We start from the raw sequence: 21,733 nt of genomic DNA, 5'->3' as shown, positions 1-21,733 counted from the left end.
TCTTGCGTCAAATACTCCGGGGTCCGGGGCAGCGCCCCGGGGGCTTGGCGTCAATGCGCCTCTGCCCAAGTATCGCCCACACCCGCATCCACCACCAGCGGCACATCAAGGCGCAACACCGGCTCTGCGGCGGCCTCCATCACCGCGCGCACACGCTCGGTCACTGTCTCGACCGCATCTTCGGCCACTTCAAATACCAGTTCGTCATGCACCTGTAGCAGCATCTTGGCAGGCAGGTCTTCGATCACCTGTGGCAGGCGGATCATCGCACGGCGGATGATGTCAGCGGCAGTGCCCTGTATGGGTGCATTGATCGCGGCACGTTTGGCAAACCCCGCGCCGGGGCCTTTGGTATTGATCTCGGGCGTATGGATGCGCCGCCCGAACAGGGTTTCAACATGGCCATGCGTTTTGGCAAATTCCACTGTTGCATCCATATAGGCGCGAATGCCGGGGAAGCGTTCAAAATAGCGGTCGATGAAGCCCTGCGCGTCGGCGCGCGGAATGCGCAGGTTGCGCGCAAGGCCGAAGCCAGAAATCCCGTAAATCACCCCGAAATTGATGGCCTTGGCCTGACGGCGAATTTCAGGTGTCATCTCTTCCAGCGGCACGCCGAACATCTCGGATGCGGTCATGGCATGAATGTCTTGGCCCGCGCGAAACGCCGCTTTCAGACTGTCGATATCGGCGATATGGGCCAGAATGCGCAGCTCGATCTGGCTGTAATCTAGTGCTACCAGCTTCTTGCCTTTCTCAGCCACGAAAGCCGTGCGGATGCGCCGTCCTTCCTCTGACCGGATGGGAATATTTTGCAGGTTCGGATCGGTCGAGGCAAGACGCCCTGTCACCGCGCCGGTGATCACATAAGATGTATGCACGCGGCCCGTATCGGGGTGGATATGGTCTTGCAGCGCGTCGGTATAGGTTGATTTCAGCTTGGACAATTGCCGCCAGTCCAGCACGCGGGCGGGCAGGTCATGGCCCTCTGCGGCCAAATCTTCCAGAATATCCGCGCCCGTGGCATAGGCCCCTGTCTTGCCCTTCTTGCCGCCCGCAAGCGACATTTTGTCAAACAATATCTCGCCCAGTTGCTTGGGGCTGCCGACATTGAAGCTTTCGCCTGCCAATTCATGAATCTCGGCTTCCAGCCCGGCCATTTTCTGCGCGAATGCGTTGGACATGCGCGAGAGGACATCGCGGTCCACCTTGATCCCGTGGCGCTCCATCTGCGCCAGCACGCGCACCAAGGGCCGCTCCAGCGTCTCGTAAACGCGGGTAACCTGCGCCGTATGCAGGCGCGGCTTGAACAGCTCCCACAGACGCAGGGTAATATCGGCATCTTCGGCGGCGTAGCGGGTGGCATCGTCAATGCCCACACGGTCGAAGGTGATGGCGGATTTGCCGCTGCCCAGCAGGGATTTGATCGCAACCGGCTGATGGTTCAGATAGCGGTCCGACAGCGCATCCATCCCATGCCCGTGCAAGCCCCCATGCAGCGCATAGGACATCAGCATCGTGTCATCGATCGGGGCGACTGATATGCCCAGATTGGCAAAAATCTTGGCGTCATATTTCATATTCTGCCCGATCTTGAGGATCGCTGCATCTTCCAGAACAGGTTTGAGCAGGGACAGAACCTGATTTAGTGGCAATTGGCCTTCGACCAGTTCGGTTGCGCCGAACAGATCGCCGCCGCCTGCGCGGTGGGTCATTGGAATATAGGCGGCAGTTCCTGCGTCAATGCACAATGAAATGCCCACCAGTTCCGCGCGCATCTCGTCCAGCGAGGTGGTTTCTGTATCGACCGCGACATAGCCGCGGTCCTCGATCCGGGTGATCCAGTCTTTCAACGTGTCGAGGTCGCGGATGCAGACATATTCGGCGGCGGCAAAATCGGGCTGCTCCAGAGGTGCCGGGTCTTCGCCCGGCACAGCGTTGCGCGCAGGCGCGGCCGGGGTCGCGGGCAGGGCAGGGGGCGTGGTGCCGAAATGATCGGCCACGCGCCGCGTCAGGGTGCGAAACTCCATATCATTCAGAAAGCCCAGAAGCGCCTGCGCATCCGGGGCGCGCACTTCCAGATCTTCCAAGGTGACCTCCAGCGGCGTCTGGTCATCAAGCTGCACCAGACGTTTGGAAATGCGGATCAACTCGGCATTGTCGAGCAGGGCCGCGCGGCGCTTGGGCTGTTTGATCTCTCCTGCACGGTCCAAAAGCGTTTCCAGATCACCATATTCGTTGATCAGCAGGGCCGCAGTCTTGATTCCAATTCCCGGTGCGCCGGGCACGTTATCGACCGAATCGCCCGCAAGTGCTTGCACATCGACCACCCGTTCGGGGCCGACCCCGAATTTCTCGCGCACATCCTCGACACCGATCACCTTGTTTTTCATCGGCTCCAGCATTTCGACGCCGCCGCCCACAAGCTGCATCAGATCCTTGTCGGAAGAGATGATGGTCACCCGCCCGCCTGCCTCTCGGGCTTGGCGGGCAAGGGTGGCGATGATGTCATCGGCCTCAAAATCCTCGATCTCGATTGTGGCAAGGTTGAAGGCGCGGCTGGCATCGCGGGTCAGGGGAAATTGCGGGCGCAGGTCTTCGGGCGGGGCCGGGCGGTTGGCTTTGTAAAGATCATAAATCTCGTTGCGGAAGGTTTTGGAGGAATAGTCGAAAATGACGGCTGCATGGGTGGGCGCATCGGCACTTGAGCCATTCTCGCCCAAATACCGCCACAGCATGTTGCAAAACCCCGCCACGGCCCCCACGGGCAGCCCGTCGGATTTGCGCGATAGGGGCGGCAGCGCGTGATAGGCGCGAAAAATATAGGCCGACCCGTCGATCAGGTGAAGATGACAGCCTTTTCCAAAGCCCGTTTCGCTATCGCTCATGGCTACCCCTCTCGCGCGTGGTAATGTCGGTGGTTATGCGGCGTGATCGTCCGCGAAGTCACGGTGAATAAAGCGCTTGTCGCAATAGGGGCATTCGACCGCGCCTGTGTCATGGGACAGTGACAGCCAGACGCGCGGATGCCCCAGCGCCCCTTCGCCCCCATCGCAGCACACGCGCATTGCGGTGACGATTTCGGTTTCCGGTGCGTCATGGGAAAACGGCGATGTCATGATCTGTCTTGTCCTTGTCGCTGCGCGCTTGGTGCCTTAGATGCATTATCATACTGAAAACGCAAGCCGCGACAAGAGCGGGGCGAGGAAAGACGAGGCAAACATGACTCAACAGGCCATTGAAATCACCGGCCTGCGCAAGACCTATGCCGGGCAAAAAGGGGCCGCGCCGAAAGACGCATTGAAAGGGGTTGATCTGTCCATTCCTGCGGGCAGCATTTTTGGCCTGCTTGGCCCCAATGGGGCTGGCAAATCGACCCTGATCAATATTCTGGCCGGACTTGTAACCAAAACCAGCGGGCAGGTGCGGATCTGGGGGTTTGATCAGGACATAAACCCGCGCCAATCGCGCGCGGCGATCGGGGTGATGCCGCAAGAATTGAACATGGACCCGTTCTTCACCCCGCGCGGCGCGTTGGAGGTGCAGGCGGGGCTGTATGGCGTGCCGAAATCGCAACGCCGCACCGATGCGATTCTGGAAATGATCGGCCTGTCGGACAAGGCCGAAGCCTATGCGCGCACGCTCTCTGGCGGCATGCGCCGCAGGCTGCTGCTGGGCAAGGCGCTGGTGCATGCGCCCCATGTGCTGGTGCTGGACGAGCCGACGGCGGGTGTGGATATCGAGTTGCGCCGGATGCTGTGGTCGAATGTGCGCAAGCTGAATGAACAGGGTATGACAATCATTCTGACCACGCATTATCTGGAAGAAGCCGAACAGATGTGTGACGAGATTGCCATCATCGACCATGGCCGCGTGATTGTGCGCGACAAGACAGCCGCGCTGGTGGGCAGGCTGGATGCAAAAACCCTGCTGTTCCGGTTGGCGCAACCCTTGGCGCAACTGGATTTGCCGCCTCAGGCGCGCCAAGAGATGCGCGCGGACGGGGTGCTGGCGGTGACCTACCGGCGCAGCGTCCATACGGCGGGTGAGATACTGGCGGCACTCGCAGCTGCGGGGGGCACGATCCTGGATGTGACCAGCGAAGACCCCGATCTTGAAGATGTGTTTTTGTCCCTGACCTCTGGCACCATGGATTGATGCCGCACTCAGTCGGTGGCGCGCCCTTCGCCCGCGCGGCGCAGGCTGATGCGCGTGATCCGGTTGCCATCGCGTGACAGTACCTTGAAGCGGAACCCGTGGAAGGAAAAGACCTGCCCCTCATCAGGGATGGATTGCGCTTCGTGGATGACCAGCCCTGCGACAGTCACAGCCTCTTCATCGGGCAGTGACCAGTCCAGCGTGCGGTTCAGGTCGCGGATGGTCATCGCGCCATCGACCAGCACTTCGCCCCCTTCGCCGCGTTCCACTTCGGGGGCATGGGTGGTGTCATATTCATCCTCGATCTCGCCCACGATCTCTTCCAGAATATCTTCCAGCGTGATCAACCCGTGCAGCGCGCCATATTCATCGACCACCAGCGCAAAATGGCGTTGCAGGCGCAGAAACTCCTGCATCTGTTCGTCCAGTGGTGTGGTTTCTGGCACAAAATAGGGCGGGCGGGCCAGCGCGTTCAGGTCGAGTTTCGCAACCGCAGAATACGCCCCGCCTGCTGCTGTCACCAGCCCGTGCATTTCGCGCACCAGATCGCGGACATATAGGATGCCGATAATGTTTTCAGGGTCTTCGCGGTACATGGGCAGGCGCGAATGGGGCGAGTTGATGCATTGCGCGATGATCTCTTGAATCGGGTCATCGACATTGACCGTCTCAACCTGAGAGCGGTGGCGCATGATCTCTTCAACTGTGCGTTCGGATAAATCCAGCGCGCCCAGCAAACGGTCGCGGTGTTCCTTCTCGACCGAACCTGTCGAGTGTCCCAGCGCCAATGTGCCTGCAATCTCTTCATGGACCGACATGATCTGGCGGTCAGGGTCGATCGTGACGCCGAATAACGCCAGCACGCGGCGCACGATAAAGCGCACCACATTGACCATGGGCGAGAAAATCGCCACCACCCAGCGCAATAGGGGTGCCACCCGCGTTGCTGCCGCTTCGGGGTTCGAGATGGCATAGGTTTTTGGCAACACTTCAGAGAAAACCAACACCAGCAAGGTCATCACCAATGTGGCCAGTGCGACGCCGCCATCCCCGAACAGGCGTGTGAACAGCGCCGTGGCCAGCGAAGCGGCCAGAATATTGACCATGTTATTGCCCAGCAGGATGGCACCGATCATCCGCTCGCTGTCTTCGGTCAGCATCAGTGCTTTTTGCGCACCCGCCGCACCCTTGTCTGCCTGAGCTTTCAGCTTGCCGCGGCTGGACGCCGTCAGCGCCGTCTCAGACCCCGAGAAGAACCCCGAGATCACCAGAAGCAACACAATAGCGCCCACACTCAGCCAGAAAGCGGTATCAAGATACGCGGCGGAATCGCCCATTTGCCCTCAAATTCCTATATGTGGCGCATGCACGCCTTTTCTTGGTCATAAATCTTTGACGCGCGCGCGTCCAGCAGAACCCTGTGATGTCTTGACCCTGTGCGCGAGTTTGGTCACTAGATCACCCATGTTCGCTAATGAAACCCTAGATCAGATTAACCGCAGGTTCCAATTCCTTGAAGCGCGCCTGATGGAAGGGGTCGCGCCGTCAGAAATTGCGGCGCTGACGCGGGAATATGCAGAACTCAAGCCGGTGGTCGCCCAGATCGCGGCCTATCAGCAGGCCAACACTGCCTTGGCCGAAGCGCAGGCAATGCGCGCAGACCCCGAAATGCGCGCGCTGGCCGAAGAAGAACTGGCGGAACTGGAAGAAACACTGCCTGTTCTGGCGCAAAACCTGCGGCTGGCCCTGTTGCCCAAAGATGCCGCCGATGCCCGCCCCGCATTGATCGAGTTGCGCCCCGGCACAGGCGGCGAGGAAGCCAGCCTGTTCGCCGCCGATCTGTTGCGCATGTATCAGCGCTATGCCGAAGCGCGCGGCTGGCAGGTGCAGATGGTCAGCCATTCCGAAACGGAACTGGGCGGCCTGCGCGAGGCAGTGATGCGGATTGAGGGCGAAGGGGTGTTCGCGCGGCTGAAATTCGAATCAGGCGTACACCGTGTGCAGCGCGTGCCGGTCACCGAATCCGGTGGGCGCATTCACACATCGGCAGCAACGGTCGCTGTGCTGCCCGAAGCGGAAGAGGTTGATATCGACATTCCCGCGCAGGATATCCGCATCGACACGATGCGCGCCTCGGGGGCGGGTGGGCAGCATGTGAACACAACCGACAGCGCGGTGCGCATAACGCATCTGCCCACAGGCCTTGTGGTGACATCGTCGGAAAAGTCGCAACACCAGAACCGCGCCATCGCCATGCAGGTCTTGCGCGCGAAGCTGTATGACATGGAGCGGCAGCGCGCCGCCGCAGACCGCGCGGATGCGCGCAAGGCGCAGGTCGGCTCGGGCGACCGTTCAGAGCGCATTCGCACCTATAATTTCCCGCAAGGGCGCATGACTGACCACAGAATCAACCTGACGCTTTACAAGCTGGAGGCTGTCTTGCAAGGCGAGATGGATGAGGTGCTGGATGCACTTATCGCCGCCGATCAGGCCGCACGTCTGGCCGAGATGGAAGCGTGATGCTGGCTCAGGCATTGCTGGCCGAAGGGGTTGCCAAGCTGCAAGCGGCAAGCATTGACGATGCGCCCCGCGATGCACGCTGGCTTTTGGCGCATGCGCTTGGCATCGGGCGCGACCGGCTGACTTTGGTGTTACGAGACCCCGTGCCACCTGCGCAGCAAGCCGCGTTTCGGCAGGCGATTGACGCGCGCCTGCGCCGCCAGCCTGTGGCGCAGATTATCGGCACGCGGCTGTTCTGGGGGCGGCCCTTTCTTGTCACACCAGATGTGCTGGACCCGCGCCCCGAAACCGAAACGCTGGTCGAGGCGGCCTTGCAGAAGCAATTTGCCACAGTGCTGGATCTGGGCACAGGCAGCGGCGCAATCTTGCTAAGCTTGCTGGCAGAGCGGCCCGAGGCGACGGGCTTGGGCATTGACCTGTCGCCGCAGGCTTTGCAGGTCGCGCGGCGCAATGCCGATGCGCTGGGTCTTGGTGCGCGCGCACGGTTTGCGCAGTCGGACTGGTTCGGCGCGGTCGATGGCAAGTTTGACCTGATCGTGTCGAACCCGCCCTATATCGCCGAACCCGATTACGCCACTTTGGCCCCCGAGCTGCGCGACTGGGAACCCCGTATGGCACTGGTGCCCGCCGCGTGCGACGGCAGCGGCCTTGCAGCCTACCGCATCATTGCTGCGCAGGCGCCGGCCTATCTGGCCGCAAAAGGCTGGCTGATGGTCGAGATCGGTCTGGGGCAGGGCGCAGATGTGCTGGCGCTGTTCGCGCAGGCAGGGCTAAGGCATGGCCAGATCATCGCCGATATGTCGGGGCGTGGCCGAACTGTCATTGCACAGGCGACGTGACTATTCGTGCTGTAACACTCTCGCACGATATCGCCATGTTTCTAAATTTTATGGCGCAGGGGCTTGTCATACGCGTGAAGCCATGCAACATGGCATTGTAAGCGGCGTCCACTAAGGGCGCGTTATGACTTACATCCCCTCATAGCAGTCCGGGTATTTCAAAGTCGATTTGCTTAGGCCAAGACTGCGTTTCATGCCATGACAGGCAGGATATATTAAAGCATGAGATCTACCAACAAACGCTCGCGTTCGAAACCGAACCGCCCCAAGTCGCTTGGAAATATCGTAAACCGTGTGTTCGACAGTTCCGGCCCCGAAGGCAAGGTTCGCGGAACGCCGCAACAGATCATTGAAAAATATCAGGTTCTGGCGCGCGATGCACAATTGTCCAACGATCGTGTTGCAGCCGAGAATTTCCAGCAGCATGCTGAACATTACACCCGCATGCTGGCACAGGCACAGCGCGAGATGCAGGCCGAACAGGATGCGCGCCGCCAGCAGCAGGATGACCGGACGCGTCAGCAAGACGACCGCAATCGCCCGCAACATGACGAACGCCAGCGCAACGGGCAGCAAGAAGATCGTGGCCAGCATTCCGCGCGCCGCCACGACAACCGCCGCCCAAGCGAGGATACGCCGCAGCCGCATGTGCAGGGCTATGCCAGCAACAACGGGCAAGACAGCGGATCGCAAAGCGCTTTTGCTGTTCAGGATATGACGCAGGATTCAGATGAAGCGACGCTGGTGGAAACACCGGAAAGCAAGTCATCGCACACAGCACCTGTTGCGCAAGACCCCGCGCCAAGCGAGCAGGCACAGGCAGATGCGCCAAAACCTGCGAACCGCCGCAAGCCCCGTGTAGCAAAGCAGCCGGAAGACACTGGCGCAGAGGCGGATGCACCAAAGCCGCAAGCGACTGAGGGTGAGGAAAAACCAAAACCCCGCCGTGCGCCGCGCAAGCCCCGCAAACCGGCATCGGAAGACACGAACAGCTCGTCTTCCACAGTAGAATAGGGCAAGCACCCGGCATCTGGCCGGGTGCTTGTGTTACAGGTTTGCGCTGATCTGGGGCAAAATCCCGATCGCGGTCGCGCCGTTCATCACGAACTGAACAGAAAGCGCGGCCAGCAGCAGCCCGAATAGCCGCGTCATAACCATGGTGCCTGTCCGGCGCAGCAACCGCTCGATCAAGCCTGCCGACAGGAAGGCCAGCAACACAAGCGCGATGACTGCCAGCATCACGGCAGTCACAAGTGCCACGCCCTGCGCAGTGCGCCCTGCATCGCCGATCAGTAGCACCATTGTCGCCATCGCCCCCGGTCCCGCAATCAGCGGCATGGCCAGCGGGAAAACGGACGGATCATCTGCAGGCATGCCGCTGCCTTCATCTGCATGGTCCTTGCGGCGCTGGCTGCGGCGGTCAAACAGCATATCAAGCGCTGTCAGAAACAGCAAAATGCCGCCCGCAATCTGGAAGGCGGGCATGGATATGCCAATAAGGCGCAGGAAATCTTCGCCCGCAACGCCAAACAAGGCCAGCAGGATTGCCGCAATCAGGCAGGCGCGTATGCCAATCGCGCGCCGTCTGGCCGCATCCATGCCCTGTGTCAGCGCCAGAAACAGGGGCGCTGTGCCAACAGGGTCGATCACCACAAACAGCGTGACAAACGCGGTGATGACAAAGGCGATATCAACCAGTTCCAACACGCCTAGACCGCCTTGAAATGCTTGGCCAGTTTCAGGCCCTGACCTTGGTAATTCGAGGCGATGTCTGCACCATACAACCGTTCTGGCCGCGCGGCCATGCGTTCATAGACCAAGCGGCCCACGATCTGCCCATGTTCCAGCACGAAGGGCGCTTCATGGCAGCGTACTTCCAGCACACCGCGCGCCCCTGTTCCGCCTGCTGCGGCATGGCCGAATCCGGGATCGAAAAAACCGGCGTAATGCACGCGGAATTCGCCCACCATGGCCAGATAGGGGGCCATTTCTGCGGCGTAATCTGGCGGAATATGCACCGCCTCGCGGCTGACAAGAATGTAGAACGCGCCGGGGTCAAGGATGATCTGTCCATCCTTGCTGTGCAATTCTTCCCAGAACTCTGACGGCTCGTAAGCGGCTATTTTGTCCATGTCGATAACGCCTGTATGGGGTTTGGCGCGGTAGCCGACAAGCGTGCCGGTTTTCGGGCGCAGATCGACCGAGAACCCCAACCCTTCGGAAATCACAGGCATATCGGGGACAAGGGTTTCGGCCCTGTGCAGATCATGCAGTTCCGCGTCACTTAGCACTGCATGGCCCTTGCGAAAGCGGATCTGGTTCAGGCGCATGCCGGGGCGCACCAGAACCGAAAATGACCGGGGGCAGATTTCTGCATAAAGCGGGCCGCTATAGCCTTCGGCCACGCGGTCAAATTCGACCCCTTCATCGGTGATGATGCGCGTCAGCAGGTCCAGCCGTCCGGTTGAACTTTTGGCATTCGCCACCGCCTGAATTCCTGCGGGCAGCGAAAGCGATTCCATCAGGGGCACCACATAGACACAGCCTTTTTCCAGCACAGCCCCGTTGCGAAGGTCCATCTGGTGCATCTCCAGCTCTGCCAGCCGGTCGGCCACGCGCCGCCCCTTACCCGCCAGAAATGACGCCCGCACCCGCCATGCCCGCGCGCCAAGGCGCAGGTCAAGGCTGGCGGGCTGGATCTGTTCCTTGGTCACAGCGGGGTCTGCATGGATCACGCCATGCGCGACCATCTCGCGCAAGGTCTGAGCTGGCAAAACCCCGAAATCTGACATGATCTTTTCCTGACACATTGCTGCTTGCTGCTGCATATAGAAGCAAAGCCCTGCTGGGAAGTCCATGATCACACGCGCCTACACGGCCGGGTTGCAAGATGGGGGGCGCAGGCGTAGCCTGTCTGCATCCAGTCACGCAGAGGAGGAGACTGCCATGGACCGCGATGCATATATCGAGAAGATGAAGGCCAAGATTGACGAATGGAATGCAGAGATTTCCAAGCAAGAAGCCAAAGCGCGCGCCGCGCAGGCCGATATGAAGCTGAAATATGAAGAGCAGTTGAAGGAAATGAAGACGCAGCGCGACGCGATCGAGGTCAAGCTGCGCGAAGCGCGCGAAAGCAACGAGAAAGCATGGGCCGACATGCGCGATGGCTTCGAGAAAGCATGGCGCGACATGGCGCAGGCCTTTGAAAGTGCCATGAAGCGGTAGGGGTGCCGCCTGAAGATACCTGGTGACGGCTTTGTGGGCGCAGGGCGCGGTTGAATAACGCGCCTTGCGCGAAGTTGCCGGCGGGTGGCGCTTAGCCCATTTGCCAACACTTAATATGCACCAACGCGGCAAGATCGCGCTTATAGGGTGCAAAGCTGCAACAAGATTTCAAGGTGAGAATTTGGTCGGGCTAGCAGGACTTGAACCTGCGACCTTCCGTCCCCCAGACGGACGCGCTACCAGACTGCGCCATAGCCCGACGCTATGTGGCGTCTATCTACCCGATTCACGCCTGAGAGCAAGGGTGAATTCCGGTCCGGATATACAATTTCCGCCAAAGGGGTCAGTCGGTTTTTTGCATCCGTGCAAGCAGGGCTTCCAGCCGTGCCGCTGCGGGCGCGGCTTTGCGCAAGCGGTCTTCGGAAGGCGGGTTTGTGCGCAATATATGCGCAAGTGCCGCCATACGCATGGCGGGACGGCGCTTTGGGTTGTTGAGATTGGCAAAAGCGTTTTTTGGCCCGGTTTCAGACTTGGGCGCGGGTGGAACAGGAAAGGGCAGGATTGGCGCGGTTGCCGCAGGCTCTGCTTGCAGGGGCTTCGTTGGTGGCGCTGTTTCCTCTGCCTCTGCCTCTGCCTCTGCCTCTGCCTCTGGCGCGTCGTCCTGCGCGACATCCACCTTGGCCGTGTCCGTTGCCTCTGACAGCGCTGTTACAGGCGCAATCTCGCTGGGCATCTCTGCGTCATCTGCATAGCCAATATCCGGAAGCAATTCATCTTTCTGTGCCTCAAGAATCGGCGCATCTGTCGGCAGATGTTCAACCACGGCCAGTTGTGCGACATGGCGCGCGCCTTTTTCCACCAGAAGCTTTTGAACGCCCCGAATGGTCATGCCCTGATCATGCAGCAACATCTTGATGCCCGAAAGCAGGTTGATATCCGCAGGGCGATAATATCTGCGCCCGCCTGCGCGCTTTACAGGCTTTATCTGAGAGAATTTGCTTTCCCAAAAACGCAGAACATGCGCCGGGGTCTGCAATGCATCCGACGCTTCGCTAATTGTGCGAAACGCGTCCGGTGCTTTTCGCATGGATCAATCCTGACTTCGGTTGCCTTCGGCCACACGCTCTTTCATCAGATGCGATGGGCGAAAGGTAAGGACGCGCCGCGGAGAAATCTGCACTTCTTCGCCGGTTTTCGGGTTGCGTCCGATGCGGGCTTTCTTGTCACGAACCGAAAATGTCCCGAAAGACGAGATCTTTACCTGTTCGCCGGAAGCCAGAGCATTTGACACATGTTCCAGCACCGAATCGACCAAAGCGGCCGAGTCGTTGCGCGACAGCCCCACTTCCCGAAACACGGCTTCTGTCAAATCCATCCGCGTCAGTGTCTTGTTTGACATCTTATCCCCCAAGCTTTCCCGCAGCATGGGGGAAAGTGATTTTCGAGTCAATATCAGGGGCTTGTTGCATGGCGTTAAACCGCCATATCCGCAGCTACCACCGCAGCGCGACTGCGCCCCAGCTTAGCCCGCCGCCAATCGCTTCGGTCAGGATAAGGTCGCCTTTCTTGAAGCGGCCGCTGGCATCGGCAACCGACAAGGCAAGCGGGATCGAGGCGGCAGATGTGTTGCCATGATCTTGCACAGTGACAATGACACGCTCCATCGGCACACCCAGTTTCTGCGCGGTGCCTTTTATGATGCGCAGATTGGCCTGATGGGGCACAACCCAGTCCACATCATCCGCACCCAAGCCCGCTTTTTCAAGCGCTTGGGTTGCGGTGGTGGCCAGCTTCTCTACAGCGTGGCGAAACACCTCGCGGCCCTGCATGCGCAGCACACCCGCAGTGCCGGTGCGTGACACACCCCCATCGACAAACAGCAAATCCCGGTAGCGCCCGTCTGAATTCAGATCACAAGCCAGCACACCGCGATCCGTGTTCGATCCGGTGCCGGTTTGCCCTTCAAGCACCAGCGCCCCGGCCCCGTCGCCGAACAGCACGCAACTGCCGCGATCTGTCCAGTCCATGATGCGCGAGAAGGTTTCTGCCCCGATGACCAGAACGCGCTGCGCCTGTCCGGCGGCAATCAGGCCGCTGGCATTGGCCAGCGCAAACACAAACCCTGCACACACCGCCTGAATGTCAAAGGCAAAGCCCTTGGTCATGCCCAAGCCCGCCTGCACCTGTGTCGCCACTGCGGGAAAGGTGTAATCGGGCGTCGAGGTGGCGACGATGATCGCATCCAGATCATTCGGTTCCAGCCCCGCATTGGCCAGCGCCGCGCGGGCGGCGTGAATGGCCAGATCGGATGTGAACTCCCCCTCGGCCGCGAAATGGCGCCGCTCGATCCCAGAGCGCGACACGATCCAGTCATCGCTGGTGTCAAGCGTGGCAGCAAATTCGGAATTGGGCACGATGCGTGCGGGCAGATAGTGGCCAGTGCCCCGAATCACAGGTCTTATCATGCTCATGATTGCCCCATCTGGTTGTCGCCCTCTGCCGATCCATCCTGCGCAGGCGTGTCATCCTTGCCCAGCATTTTTTCCTGCTGCGCATCTGCGACAGATGCAAGGCGTTCTGCCATACGATCCTGAAAGCCGGAACGCGCAAGAGTGAATGCCAGTTTGATGGCTGCCGATATGCCAGTGGCATCGGCCGAGCCGTGTGATTTTACAACAGTGCCATTCAGCCCCAGAAATACACCGCCATTCATGCGGCGCGGGTCCATGCGTTTGCGCAGCCGGCCCAAAGGCGCGCTGGCGAAGAGGGCTGCAAGCTTCGAAGGCAGGTTCGCTGTCAGTTCTTCGCGCAGCGTATCGCCGATAAGACGCGCGGTTCCCTCGCCGGTTTTCAGCGCGACATTGCCTGTAAACCCGTCTGTGACGATCACATCGACATGCTCTGACGGCAGATCATTGCCTTCGACAAAGCCCACAAACTCGTACCGGCCAATTTCGGCGGCTTCGGCAATAAGGCGCGCGGCCTCTTTGATTTCGGCGCGGCCCTTGTGTTCTTCGGTGCCGACATTCAACAGCCCCACACGCGGGCGTTCCGCGTCAAAGGCGTTGCGGTAATAGGCAGCGCCCATCAAGGCGTATTGCAGCAACGAATCCTCATCGGCGCGCACATCTGCGCCCACATCCAGCATGGTGTTGAAGCCGCTTTTGCCACGAGAGGGCCACAGGCATGCGATTGCGGGCCGGTGCACACCGTCAAGCTTGCGCAGGCGCAGCATGGACACTGCCATCAGCGCGCCGGTATTTCCGCAAGATACCGCCGCTTGTGCGTGATGGTCGCGCAAAGCAGTCAGCGCCGACCACATCGAGGTTTCGCGCCCGCGACGCATAACCTGCGACGGTTTGTCCCCCATCTGCACAACGCCGGGGCTGTGGTGTATCTGGGTTATGTCGGCAAGTACGGGGTACCGCGCGACAGCAGCTTTCAGCACTGCTTCATCGCCATGCAGAATGAACGCGATCTCGCCATTCTTTGCCGCAGAAAGGGCACATCCTTCAACAACAGCGGCGGGGCCATGGTCGCCCCCCATTGCGTCGACGGAAATTGTGACCTTCGCGCGTTCAGTCTGCATGATGCCCTGCGGCGTGCGTGTCATATGTCACCCCGGAACGGGATACGCCGTCTTACGCCGCGTCGTCTTCCAGATCGACATCTCCGGCCTGCGCGATCACTTCGCGGTCAGCGTAGTGACCACAAGACGGGCACACATGGTGCGGGCGCTTCAGCTCGCCGCAGTTTGTGCATTCATTTGGGTTCGCCGCGACCAGCGCATCATGTGCGCGGCGCATGTTGCGGCGGGAACGGGTAACGCGATTCTGTTGAACAGCCATATCAGACCTCTGTGTCAGGGCATCCGGACTGTTTGCCCTGTAGGGGCCTGTCCCGACGCGAAAGCGGAAAGTTGCGATTTGGCGCGGCATACACGGATTGCACGATGCTTCCAAGCCCCCAATGCGCGAGCCGCGGAAAATAGTGATCTTTTATGACCATGCAACGACTATTTGCGGGGTTTTGGGGCCTCGCCTTCGGTTTTCTCCAGTTTTGCCTTCAACTCTGCCAAGCCTGCAAAGGGTTTGTGCGTGTTCTGGGGCAGCGGGGTGGCACCGGGGGGTGTTTGTTCCAGATAGCCCTGGTCGGACAGGGTTGCATCTGCGGCGCGTGGGAATGCGGGAATCGCCAGTGTCAGCGCCTCGAGCGCGAGCGCGCTGATGTCGATTGCAGCGCCAAGCGCCTCGATACTGTCATCTTCGGGCATTTCCACTTCATGCGCGTCAGGTTCCGGCAGATCGGCAAGAAAACGGCGCGTCACACGTTCGTCGATTCGGCTGGTCACAGGGGCGAGTGTGATCGCGCAGGGCTGCACGATGGTGGCCCCCATAACACCCACCAATTCCCAGTCGGATTTGTTGAGCGGGCGCAGTTCGGCATGAAACCTGAATTTCTTTACTGCTTCCAGCCCCAGCAGCTGCGCGATTTGCTGGCGTTGGGCCGCGTCTGGCTGCAAATCAATATCTTGCACGCGCCGTCCATCCAGCTGGCCCACCCGCAAAGGGGGCATCAATACGAGGGAAGTTATCGGTTGGGGTGTCTGGGACAATTCGGACCTATCCTTGTGTCAGGCGTTTCTGACAGAACATATAGGCGGTTTCGTTCCTTTCTTGAAGTGCGCGGCGTCCTTCTGTATCCCTCATTGTAGCGACAGTCTGCAAGACAAGCTGTCAAATTGGAAAAATGGCGTGCACAGTGTTGGGATTCGACGGCGGGCGTTTAGTTTGAGGAAGCAATAGGCAGATGAAAACACTTGCAATGCGGCTTGTCTTTCCGGTGCTGATTCTGGTTCTCGCCAGTTGTAGCCCTGTCCAAAGGTTTCACGGCTACGCGCCTGATGACGCACAGCTTGCCCAGATCGAAGTGTCTCGCGACACGCGCGACACGGTGGCCGAGAAAATCGGCAGGCCGGGCATGATGGGGGTCATGGAAGGTTCTGCTTGGTATTATGTCCAAAGCGACTGGGTGCATGAAGGCTGGCGCGCGCCTGTCGAAGTGCGGCGCGAAGTGGTGGCAATTTCGTTTGACGGGGCAGGGCGTGTCGCCAATGTCGAGCGCTTTGGCCAGGAACAGGGCGAAGTGGTTGCCCTGTCGCGCCGCGTCACCTCGACCGGGCCTACAGGTGCCACATTGTTGCGCCAGCTGCTTAGCAATTTTGGTCAGTTCAACCCGGCGCAGATGTTGGGCGGCTGATCGCGGGCCGGTTTTCGCGCGCGGGGGCACCGGCCCTTGAACGATTCGGCAATCAAGACCTCATCTGGGGATGCTGGATGTGACACACGGTTTGCATGATCAGCCCGACCTGTCGCGTTTTGCGCTTCGGCTGGGGGCATTCACTGCAACGCTGGCGCAGGGCGCAGACCAGATGGCGGCTGTCCAGCGCCTGCGCGCAGCACGGTTTCGCAACAGATCGGCCTCGGGTGATCTGGATCGATTCGACGCGCTGTGCCACCATCTGATGATCCGATGCCCCCCAGACCCTGCGGCCATAGCCGTTGCCAGACTGCGCATCCTGACCGCGCCAGAGGATATTCACACCAGCTATTCGGCGCAATTCTATGACCTGAATGCGCTTGCGCAAGCGGGGCAAAGACTGGTCGAGGTGGGGCGGGTCTGCATTGACACCGCCTATGCGCAAGATGTCGATGTCGCCCGCGCCCTGCTGGCCGCAATGACGCGGATCACGGCGCTCTGTGGTGCTGACATGCTGGTGGGGTGCGCGTCATTTGCGGGGGCTGCGCCGCAGCGCCACGCAGATGCACTGCGCTTTTTGTTTGACAGGCATATTGGCCCTGTGGCCTTGCGCCCGGGCAAACGCGCGGGGCTGGACCATTTTTGCCCGACAGATGGACACAGACCGCGACTGGCCGACCTGCGCGATGTTCCGGCGCTGTTGCGGATGTATCTGGGTATGGGCGGCTGGGTTTCGGACCATGCTGTATGCGACCATGATCTTGACACAGTGCATGTTTTCACTGCCTTGGAGGTGCGCGCGATCCCGCCTGCGCGGCTGCGCGCGCTTTTGGCACTCGCACAAAATGACGCGCCCGCGCCATCGCTGAAAACTTGATCTGCCAGCGTTGTTTTCCTGTCATTAAAACCATATATTTCACCTCTCGGATGCGAGTTGATCGCAGATCAGGAACAGGATGATCACAATGTCACCCCAGAGCGAATTCGGACCGCGCCACAAGCCCAATGTCACACGGCTGGACCCTGTATGGGCACGCATCCGTGAGGAAGCCCAACAGGGGCTGGAGCGAGAGCCGCTTCTGGGGGGAATGTTCCATTCCTCGATCCTGCATCACAAGACATTGGAACAGGCGCTGGCGTTTCGATTGGCGCAGAAACTTGCCTCTGCCGAAATGTCGGAACAGATCTTGCGCGAGATTATGGACGAAGCCCATGCCGATGACCCATCATTGGGCGAGGCGGCGCGCGCCGATATCGTCGCCACATTCGAACGTGACCCCGCCTGCAACCGCTTCCTGAAACCGCTGTTGTATTTCAAAGGGTTTCAGGCGGTTCAGGCCTACCGCATCGCTCATTGGCTGTGCCGTCAGGGGCGCGCGGATTTCGCCAGCCTGTTCCAGATGCGGGTGTCGGAATGCTTCGGTGTCGATATCCATCCCGGTGCCAAGATCGGCAAGGGAATCATGATCGACCACGCCCATTCCATTGTCATTGGCGAGACGGCAGTGGTGGGCGACAATGTCTCGATGCTGCATTCGGTGACTTTGGGCGGCACCGGCAAATCCGATGGCGACCGTCACCCCAAAATCGGCAATGGTGTGCTGATCGGGGCGGGGGCCAAGGTGCTGGGCAATATTCATGTGGGCGATTGCGCGCGTGTGGCGGCAGGGTCTGTGGTGCTCGAAGATGTGCCCGCGCGCAAAACAGTTGCAGGCATCCCCGCGCGGATCGTGGGCGAGGCGGGCTGTGCGCAACCTTCCATGACGATGGACCAGTTGTTCAACGGCGAGATCTGATCTGGCAGGTTTGCCGCGTCGGGCGGTTGATCTGATGCAGGCTATAAGGTAATGCCGGGCTTGACCCGGCATCTCTAGGGCCTGTGTGAACACGCAAAGGGGGCTTGCGCCCCCTTTGCACTCCCCATTCAGGCCAGCATGGTGACAGGGTTTTCCAGATAGGCCACAACCTCTTTCAGGAACTCGGCCCCCAGCGCGCCATCAATCACACGGTGATCCACAGACAGCGTCATGGACATGACAGTTGCGACTTTGAGTTCACCATCACTGCCCACTACCGGCTTTTTCAACCCAGCACCCACCGCCAGAATCGACCCGTGCGGCGGGTTGATGACAGCATCGAAATTCTCGATCCCGAACATGCCCAGATTGGAAATCGCCATCGCGCCGCCAATATATTCATGCGGGGCGAGCTTCTTGTTGCGCGCGCGCCCTGCAAGGTCTTTCATCTCGGCTGACAGCGCAGAGAGGGACTTGAGATGCGCGTCTTTCAGCACGGGCGTGAACAGCCCGCCTTCTACGGCAACCGCGACGGCCACATCTGACGGTTTCAGCCGCAGCATCCGGTCGCCCGCCCAGACGGCATTGCACCCCGGCACCGCCTGAAGCGCCATCGCACAGGCCTTGATGATGAAATCATTGACCGACAGCTTGACCCCGCGCGCCTCCAGCTGCTTGTTCAGATCGGCGCGGAATTTCATCAGCGCGTCCAGTTGCACGTCGCGGCGCAGATAGAAATGCGGGATGGTCTGTTTGGCCTCTGTCAGGCGTGCGGCAACAGTCTTGCGCATCCCGTCAAGTTTGACTTCCTCATAGTCGCGCCCGTCATACATTTTGGCGACTTGCCCTGCCGTTGGCCCGCTTGCCATAGCGGCTGTCGCTGGGGCGGCGGGCTGTGCGGCTTCTGCGCTGGCGGCAGTGTGCTGTTCCGGTTTCGCATCTGCGACATCGGCTTTGACAATCCGCCCATGCGGGCCAGAGCCGCTGATCTGGGTCAGATCAATGCCTTTATCCGCTGCAATCCGACGCGCCAAGGGCGAGGCAAAGATGCGCTGGCCATCGGCTTTCGGTGCAGGTGGTGCGGACGATTGGGAACCAGCATCGGGGGCGGCCTTTGCGCCGGCATCGGCAGCGGGTGCCGCCGCTGGCGCGGCTTGTGACGGCGCGCCGATATCGCTGGTGCTTTCGCCCTCTGCCAGCATAACCGCGATGGGGGTGTTTACTTTCACCGCGTCGGTTCCGGCTGCAATCAGGATCTTGCCGATCACGCCTTCCTCTACGGCCTCGAATTCCATCGTGGCCTTATCCGTCTCGATCTCGGCCAGAATATCGCCCGAGGCAACACTGTCGCCTTCCTTGACCAGCCATTTGGCCAGCGTGCCTTCCTCCATCGTGGGGGAGAGCGCAGGCATCAGGATTTCTGTTGGCATTTTAGACCCTCCCTCTTAGCGATATGTCACTTTGCGCACGGCTTCGACCACTTCATCGGTCGTCACAAGTGCCAGTTTTTCCAGATTGGCGGCATAGGGCATTGGCACATCTTTGCCGGTCAGGTTGATGACGGGCGCATCCAGATAATCAAATGCGCGCTCCATCACGACAGAGGTGATATAATTGCCGACCGAGCCTTGCGGATAGCCTTCCTCGACCGTGACCAGACGGTTGGTTTTCATGACAGATGCAAGGATTGCATCTGTATCCATGGGCCGGATCGTGCGCAGGTCGATCACCTCGGCGCTGATCCCGTCTTTTTCCAGCCGTTCTGCGGCTTCCAAGGCATAGGTCATGCCAATTCCGAAGCTGACGATGCTGACATCGGTCCCTTCGCGCCATGTTTTCGCCTTGCCGAAGGGAATTGTGAAATCGTCCAGCACCGGCACTTCGAAACTGCGCCCGTAGAGGATTTCATTTTCCAGAAACACCACCGGATTCGGGTCGCGGATGGCTTGCTTCAGCAAGCCTTTCGCATCCGCCGCCGAATAGGGCATCACCACTTTCAACCCCGGAATCTGCGAATACCACGCCGCATAGCACTGGCTGTGCTGCGCGCCCACGCGGGCCGCCGCGCCATTGGGGCCACGGAACACAATGGGACAGCCCATCTGCCCGCCTGACATGTACAGCGTCTTCGCGGCAGAGTTCAGAATATGGTCAATGGCCTGCATGGCAAAGTTGAAGGTCATGAATTCCACAATCGGCCGCAACCCGCCAAAGGCCGCGCCCACACCGATACCTGCAAACCCATGTTCGGTAATGGGGGTGTCGATCACGCGGCGCGCGCCGAATTCATCCAGCAGCCCTTGGGTGATCTTATAGGCCCCCTGATATTCGGCCACTTCCTCGCCCATGACGAAGACTTCGTCCGTGCTGCGCATTTCTTCGGCCATCGCGTCGCGCAACGCCTCGCGCACGGTCTGGGTTTTCATTTCCGTGCCTTCGGGCCAGTCCGGCGTGGTGTCGGCCTTGGGCGTGGCGGGGGCAGGGGCCGCAGTGGCAGGGGCGGCGGTTTTGTCTTCCGCGCCATTCAGGGCGGCGGGTGCTGGCGTTGTGGCCGCTTTCGCGCCTTCGGCGGGCACGTCCTCGCCCTCGGCCACCAGCACTGCAATCGGCGTGTTGACCTTCACACCTTCGGTACCAGCCGCGATCAGGATTTTGCCCATCACGCCATCATCGACGGCCTCGAATTCCATCGTGGCCTTGTCCGTTTCGATCTCGGCCAGAATATCGCCGGAACTGACGGTGTCGCCCTCTTTCACCAGCCATTTTGCCAGTGTGCCTTCCTCCATGGTCGGAGAGAGTGCAGGCATAAGTATTTCGGTTGCCATTGGTACTATCCTCCCGGCCGCTTCACGCGTAGATATCTGTCCAGAGTTCCTCAAGCGCCGGTTCCGGGCTTTCTTTCGAGAACTCTGCGGCTTCATTCACGACGGCCTTGATCTCTTTGTCGATGGCCTTCAGGTCATCTTCGGTGGCGTGCTTGCCTTGCAGCAGCAATTCGCGCACATGTTCGATCGCATCGCGTTCGCTGCGCATTTTCTGCACTTCGTCACGGGTCCGGTATTTGGCCGGATCAGACATCGAATGGCCGCGGTAGCGGTATGTCATGACTTCAAGGATATACGGCCCTTTGCCTGCGCGGCAATGCGCCACGGCCTTCTCGCCAGCTGCCTTGACGGCCAGCACATCCATGCCGTCCACTTCTTCGCCCGCGATCCCGTAGGCGGCCCCGCGTTCCCAAAGGGAGGGGGATTTGGTCGCGCGCTGGACGGATGTGCCCATCGCGTATTTGTTGTTCTCGATCACGAAGATCACAGGCAAATCCCACAGCATGGCCATGTTATAGGTTTCATAAACCTGCCCCTGATTGGCCGCGCCGTCGCCGAAATAGGTAAAGGTGACGTTGTCATTGCCTTTGTATTTGTCCGAGAAGGCCAGCCCGGCCCCCAGCGGCACCTGCGCGCCGACAATGCCGTGGCCCCCGTAGAAATGCTTTTCCTTCGAGAACATATGCATCGAGCCGCCCTTGCCGCGCGAATAGCCGCCCTCGCGCCCCGTCAACTCGGCCATGACCCCCTTCGGGTCCATGCCGCAGGCCAGCATATGGCCGTGGTCGCGGTAGGATGTGATGCGCTTGTCGCCCTCTTTGGCTGCGGCTTCCAGCCCGACAACAACGGCTTCCTGCCCGATATACAGATGGCAAAAGCCCCCGATCAGACCCATGCCGTATAGCTGACCGGCTTTTTCCTCGAATCGGCGGATCAACAACATGTCGCGGTAATAGGATTGCAATTCTTCTGCTGAAACATTTGATTTGGCAGTGGATTTTCGTGTGGCCATACGCGGCGCCTCCTCCCGTGAAGCAATAGTTCAATGTTAAACCATTTCTTACCGCAAAAGATGCATGGTTGCGAGAGTTTTTGCGCATGACGGACATGCAGC

Annotated in this window: 22 protein-coding genes and 1 tRNA gene; 8 read left to right on the top strand and 15 right to left on the bottom strand. The window is 60.0% G+C overall.

Translation table 11 applies throughout. The features are described from left to right. Positions 1-50: 50 nt before the first annotated feature. Positions 51-2,885, bottom strand: a complete 2,835-nt coding sequence (gene polA / locus BG455_RS06300; protein WP_071469080.1) for a DNA polymerase I — start codon at positions 2,883-2,885, stop codon at positions 51-53. Between the two features lie 33 nt (positions 2,886-2,918). After that, positions 2,919-3,116 carry a zinc-finger domain-containing protein gene (locus BG455_RS06295; RefSeq protein WP_071469079.1) on the bottom strand — a complete coding sequence of 66 codons (198 nt, stop codon included), beginning with the start codon at positions 3,114-3,116 and terminating at the stop codon, positions 2,919-2,921. A 103-nt stretch (positions 3,117-3,219) separates the two neighbouring features. Here BG455_RS06295 and BG455_RS06290 point away from each other — a divergent pair, with 103 nt between their 5' ends. Continuing rightward, positions 3,220-4,155: an ABC transporter ATP-binding protein gene (locus BG455_RS06290; protein WP_071469078.1), complete on the top strand. Its 936-nt coding sequence runs from the start codon at positions 3,220-3,222 to the stop codon at positions 4,153-4,155. A gap of 8 nt (positions 4,156-4,163) precedes the next feature. On the opposite strand, the gene BG455_RS06285 is transcribed toward BG455_RS06290, so the two are convergent. After that, positions 4,164-5,492, bottom strand: coding sequence for an HlyC/CorC family transporter (locus BG455_RS06285; RefSeq protein ID WP_071469077.1), 1,329 nt, complete (start codon positions 5,490-5,492; stop codon positions 4,164-4,166). A 127-nt stretch (positions 5,493-5,619) separates the two neighbouring features. On the opposite strand from BG455_RS06285, the gene prfA reads away from it, so the two are divergent. From prfA to BG455_RS06270, 3 genes are all read left to right on the top strand, one after another. Further along, on the top strand, positions 5,620-6,675 hold the full coding sequence (prfA, locus tag BG455_RS06280) for a peptide chain release factor 1 (protein ID WP_071469076.1): 1,056 nt from the start codon (positions 5,620-5,622) through the stop codon (positions 6,673-6,675). Continuing rightward, positions 6,675-7,514 carry a peptide chain release factor N(5)-glutamine methyltransferase gene (gene prmC / locus BG455_RS06275; RefSeq protein ID WP_071469075.1) on the top strand — a complete coding sequence of 280 codons (840 nt, stop codon included), beginning with the start codon at positions 6,675-6,677 and terminating at the stop codon, positions 7,512-7,514. The genes prfA and prmC overlap by 1 nt, the downstream gene beginning before the upstream one ends. A gap of 222 nt (positions 7,515-7,736) precedes the next feature. Then, positions 7,737-8,528: a DUF4167 domain-containing protein gene (locus BG455_RS06270; protein ID WP_071469074.1), complete on the top strand. Its 792-nt coding sequence runs from the start codon at positions 7,737-7,739 to the stop codon at positions 8,526-8,528. A gap of 33 nt (positions 8,529-8,561) precedes the next feature. Here the strand turns inward: BG455_RS06270 and BG455_RS06265 are convergent, their stop codons facing one another. Both BG455_RS06265 and BG455_RS06260 read right to left on the bottom strand, forming a co-directional pair. Then, positions 8,562-9,212, bottom strand: a complete 651-nt coding sequence (locus BG455_RS06265) for a MarC family protein (protein ID WP_071469177.1) — start codon at positions 9,210-9,212, stop codon at positions 8,562-8,564. Between the two features lie 11 nt (positions 9,213-9,223). Continuing rightward, positions 9,224-10,306 (bottom strand): 2'-deoxycytidine 5'-triphosphate deaminase, encoded by a 1,083-nt coding sequence (locus BG455_RS06260; RefSeq protein ID WP_071469176.1) that lies wholly within the window; start codon positions 10,304-10,306, stop codon positions 9,224-9,226. 154 nt (positions 10,307-10,460) lie between these two features. Between BG455_RS06260 and BG455_RS06255 the strand changes: the two genes are divergently transcribed. Next, positions 10,461-10,739: a sll1863 family stress response protein gene (locus BG455_RS06255; protein ID WP_071469175.1), complete on the top strand. Its 279-nt coding sequence runs from the start codon at positions 10,461-10,463 to the stop codon at positions 10,737-10,739. A 182-nt stretch (positions 10,740-10,921) separates the two neighbouring features. Here the strand turns inward: BG455_RS06255 and BG455_RS06250 are convergent. The 7 genes from BG455_RS06250 to BG455_RS06220 all read right to left on the bottom strand — a co-directional run bounded on the left by BG455_RS06250 (position 10,922) and on the right by BG455_RS06220 (position 15,315). Continuing rightward, positions 10,922-10,998 (bottom strand) — tRNA-Pro (locus BG455_RS06250). A gap of 84 nt (positions 10,999-11,082) precedes the next feature. Then, positions 11,083-11,826: a MerR family transcriptional regulator gene (locus BG455_RS16830; RefSeq protein WP_084386149.1), complete on the bottom strand. Its 744-nt coding sequence runs from the start codon at positions 11,824-11,826 to the stop codon at positions 11,083-11,085. A 3-nt stretch (positions 11,827-11,829) separates the two neighbouring features. Continuing rightward, on the bottom strand, positions 11,830-12,138 hold the full coding sequence (gene ihfA / locus BG455_RS06240) for an integration host factor subunit alpha (protein ID WP_071469174.1): 309 nt from the start codon (positions 12,136-12,138) through the stop codon (positions 11,830-11,832). A gap of 94 nt (positions 12,139-12,232) precedes the next feature. Continuing rightward, positions 12,233-13,204: a beta-ketoacyl-ACP synthase III gene (locus tag BG455_RS06235; RefSeq protein ID WP_071469073.1), complete on the bottom strand. Its 972-nt coding sequence runs from the start codon at positions 13,202-13,204 to the stop codon at positions 12,233-12,235. A 2-nt stretch (positions 13,205-13,206) separates the two neighbouring features. After that, complete coding sequence (gene plsX / locus BG455_RS06230; RefSeq protein WP_071469072.1) at positions 13,207-14,352, bottom strand: phosphate acyltransferase PlsX; 1,146 nt, start codon at positions 14,350-14,352, stop codon at positions 13,207-13,209. A 28-nt stretch (positions 14,353-14,380) separates the two neighbouring features. After that, a complete protein-coding gene (gene rpmF / locus BG455_RS06225) occupies positions 14,381-14,587 on the bottom strand; it encodes a 50S ribosomal protein L32 (protein ID WP_071469071.1) in 207 nt (68 codons plus the stop codon). Between the two features lie 167 nt (positions 14,588-14,754). Continuing rightward, a complete protein-coding gene (locus BG455_RS06220; protein ID WP_071469070.1) occupies positions 14,755-15,315 on the bottom strand; it encodes a YceD family protein in 561 nt (186 codons plus the stop codon). A gap of 233 nt (positions 15,316-15,548) precedes the next feature. Between BG455_RS06220 and BG455_RS06215 the strand changes: the two genes are divergently transcribed. The 3 genes from BG455_RS06215 to cysE all read left to right on the top strand — a co-directional run bounded on the left by BG455_RS06215 (position 15,549) and on the right by cysE (position 17,794). Continuing rightward, the gene (locus BG455_RS06215) at positions 15,549-15,998 is read left to right on the top strand and encodes an outer membrane protein assembly factor BamE (protein WP_071469069.1); all 450 of its coding nucleotides are present in this window, start codon (positions 15,549-15,551) and stop codon (positions 15,996-15,998) included. Positions 15,999-16,068: 70 nt separating this feature from the next. Then, positions 16,069-16,875, top strand: a complete 807-nt coding sequence (locus BG455_RS06210; RefSeq protein ID WP_071469068.1) for a GNAT family N-acetyltransferase — start codon at positions 16,069-16,071, stop codon at positions 16,873-16,875. A gap of 88 nt (positions 16,876-16,963) precedes the next feature. Next, positions 16,964-17,794, top strand: a complete 831-nt coding sequence (cysE, locus tag BG455_RS06205; protein WP_071469173.1) for a serine O-acetyltransferase — start codon at positions 16,964-16,966, stop codon at positions 17,792-17,794. A 128-nt stretch (positions 17,795-17,922) separates the two neighbouring features. Here the strand turns inward: cysE and BG455_RS06200 are convergent, their stop codons facing one another. From BG455_RS06200 to pdhA, 3 genes are read right to left on the bottom strand one after another with little or no spacing between them, the layout of a single operon-like run. Beyond that, positions 17,923-19,224 (bottom strand): pyruvate dehydrogenase complex dihydrolipoamide acetyltransferase, encoded by a 1,302-nt coding sequence (locus BG455_RS06200; RefSeq protein ID WP_071469067.1) that lies wholly within the window; start codon positions 19,222-19,224, stop codon positions 17,923-17,925. Positions 19,225-19,239: 15 nt separating this feature from the next. Beyond that, positions 19,240-20,619, bottom strand: coding sequence for a pyruvate dehydrogenase complex E1 component subunit beta (locus BG455_RS06195; protein ID WP_071469066.1), 1,380 nt, complete (start codon positions 20,617-20,619; stop codon positions 19,240-19,242). Between the two features lie 22 nt (positions 20,620-20,641). Next, positions 20,642-21,631 (bottom strand): pyruvate dehydrogenase (acetyl-transferring) E1 component subunit alpha, encoded by a 990-nt coding sequence (gene pdhA, locus BG455_RS06190; RefSeq protein ID WP_071469065.1) that lies wholly within the window; start codon positions 21,629-21,631, stop codon positions 20,642-20,644. Positions 21,632-21,733: the final 102 nt, after the last annotated feature.

It is taken from the genome of Roseinatronobacter thiooxidans, assembly GCF_001870675.1.
Classification (GTDB): Bacteria; Pseudomonadota; Alphaproteobacteria; order Rhodobacterales; family Rhodobacteraceae; genus Roseinatronobacter; species Roseinatronobacter thiooxidans.
The sequence above is the reverse complement of the archived record's forward strand: the minus strand, read 5'-3'. Positions and strand labels throughout refer to the sequence as shown.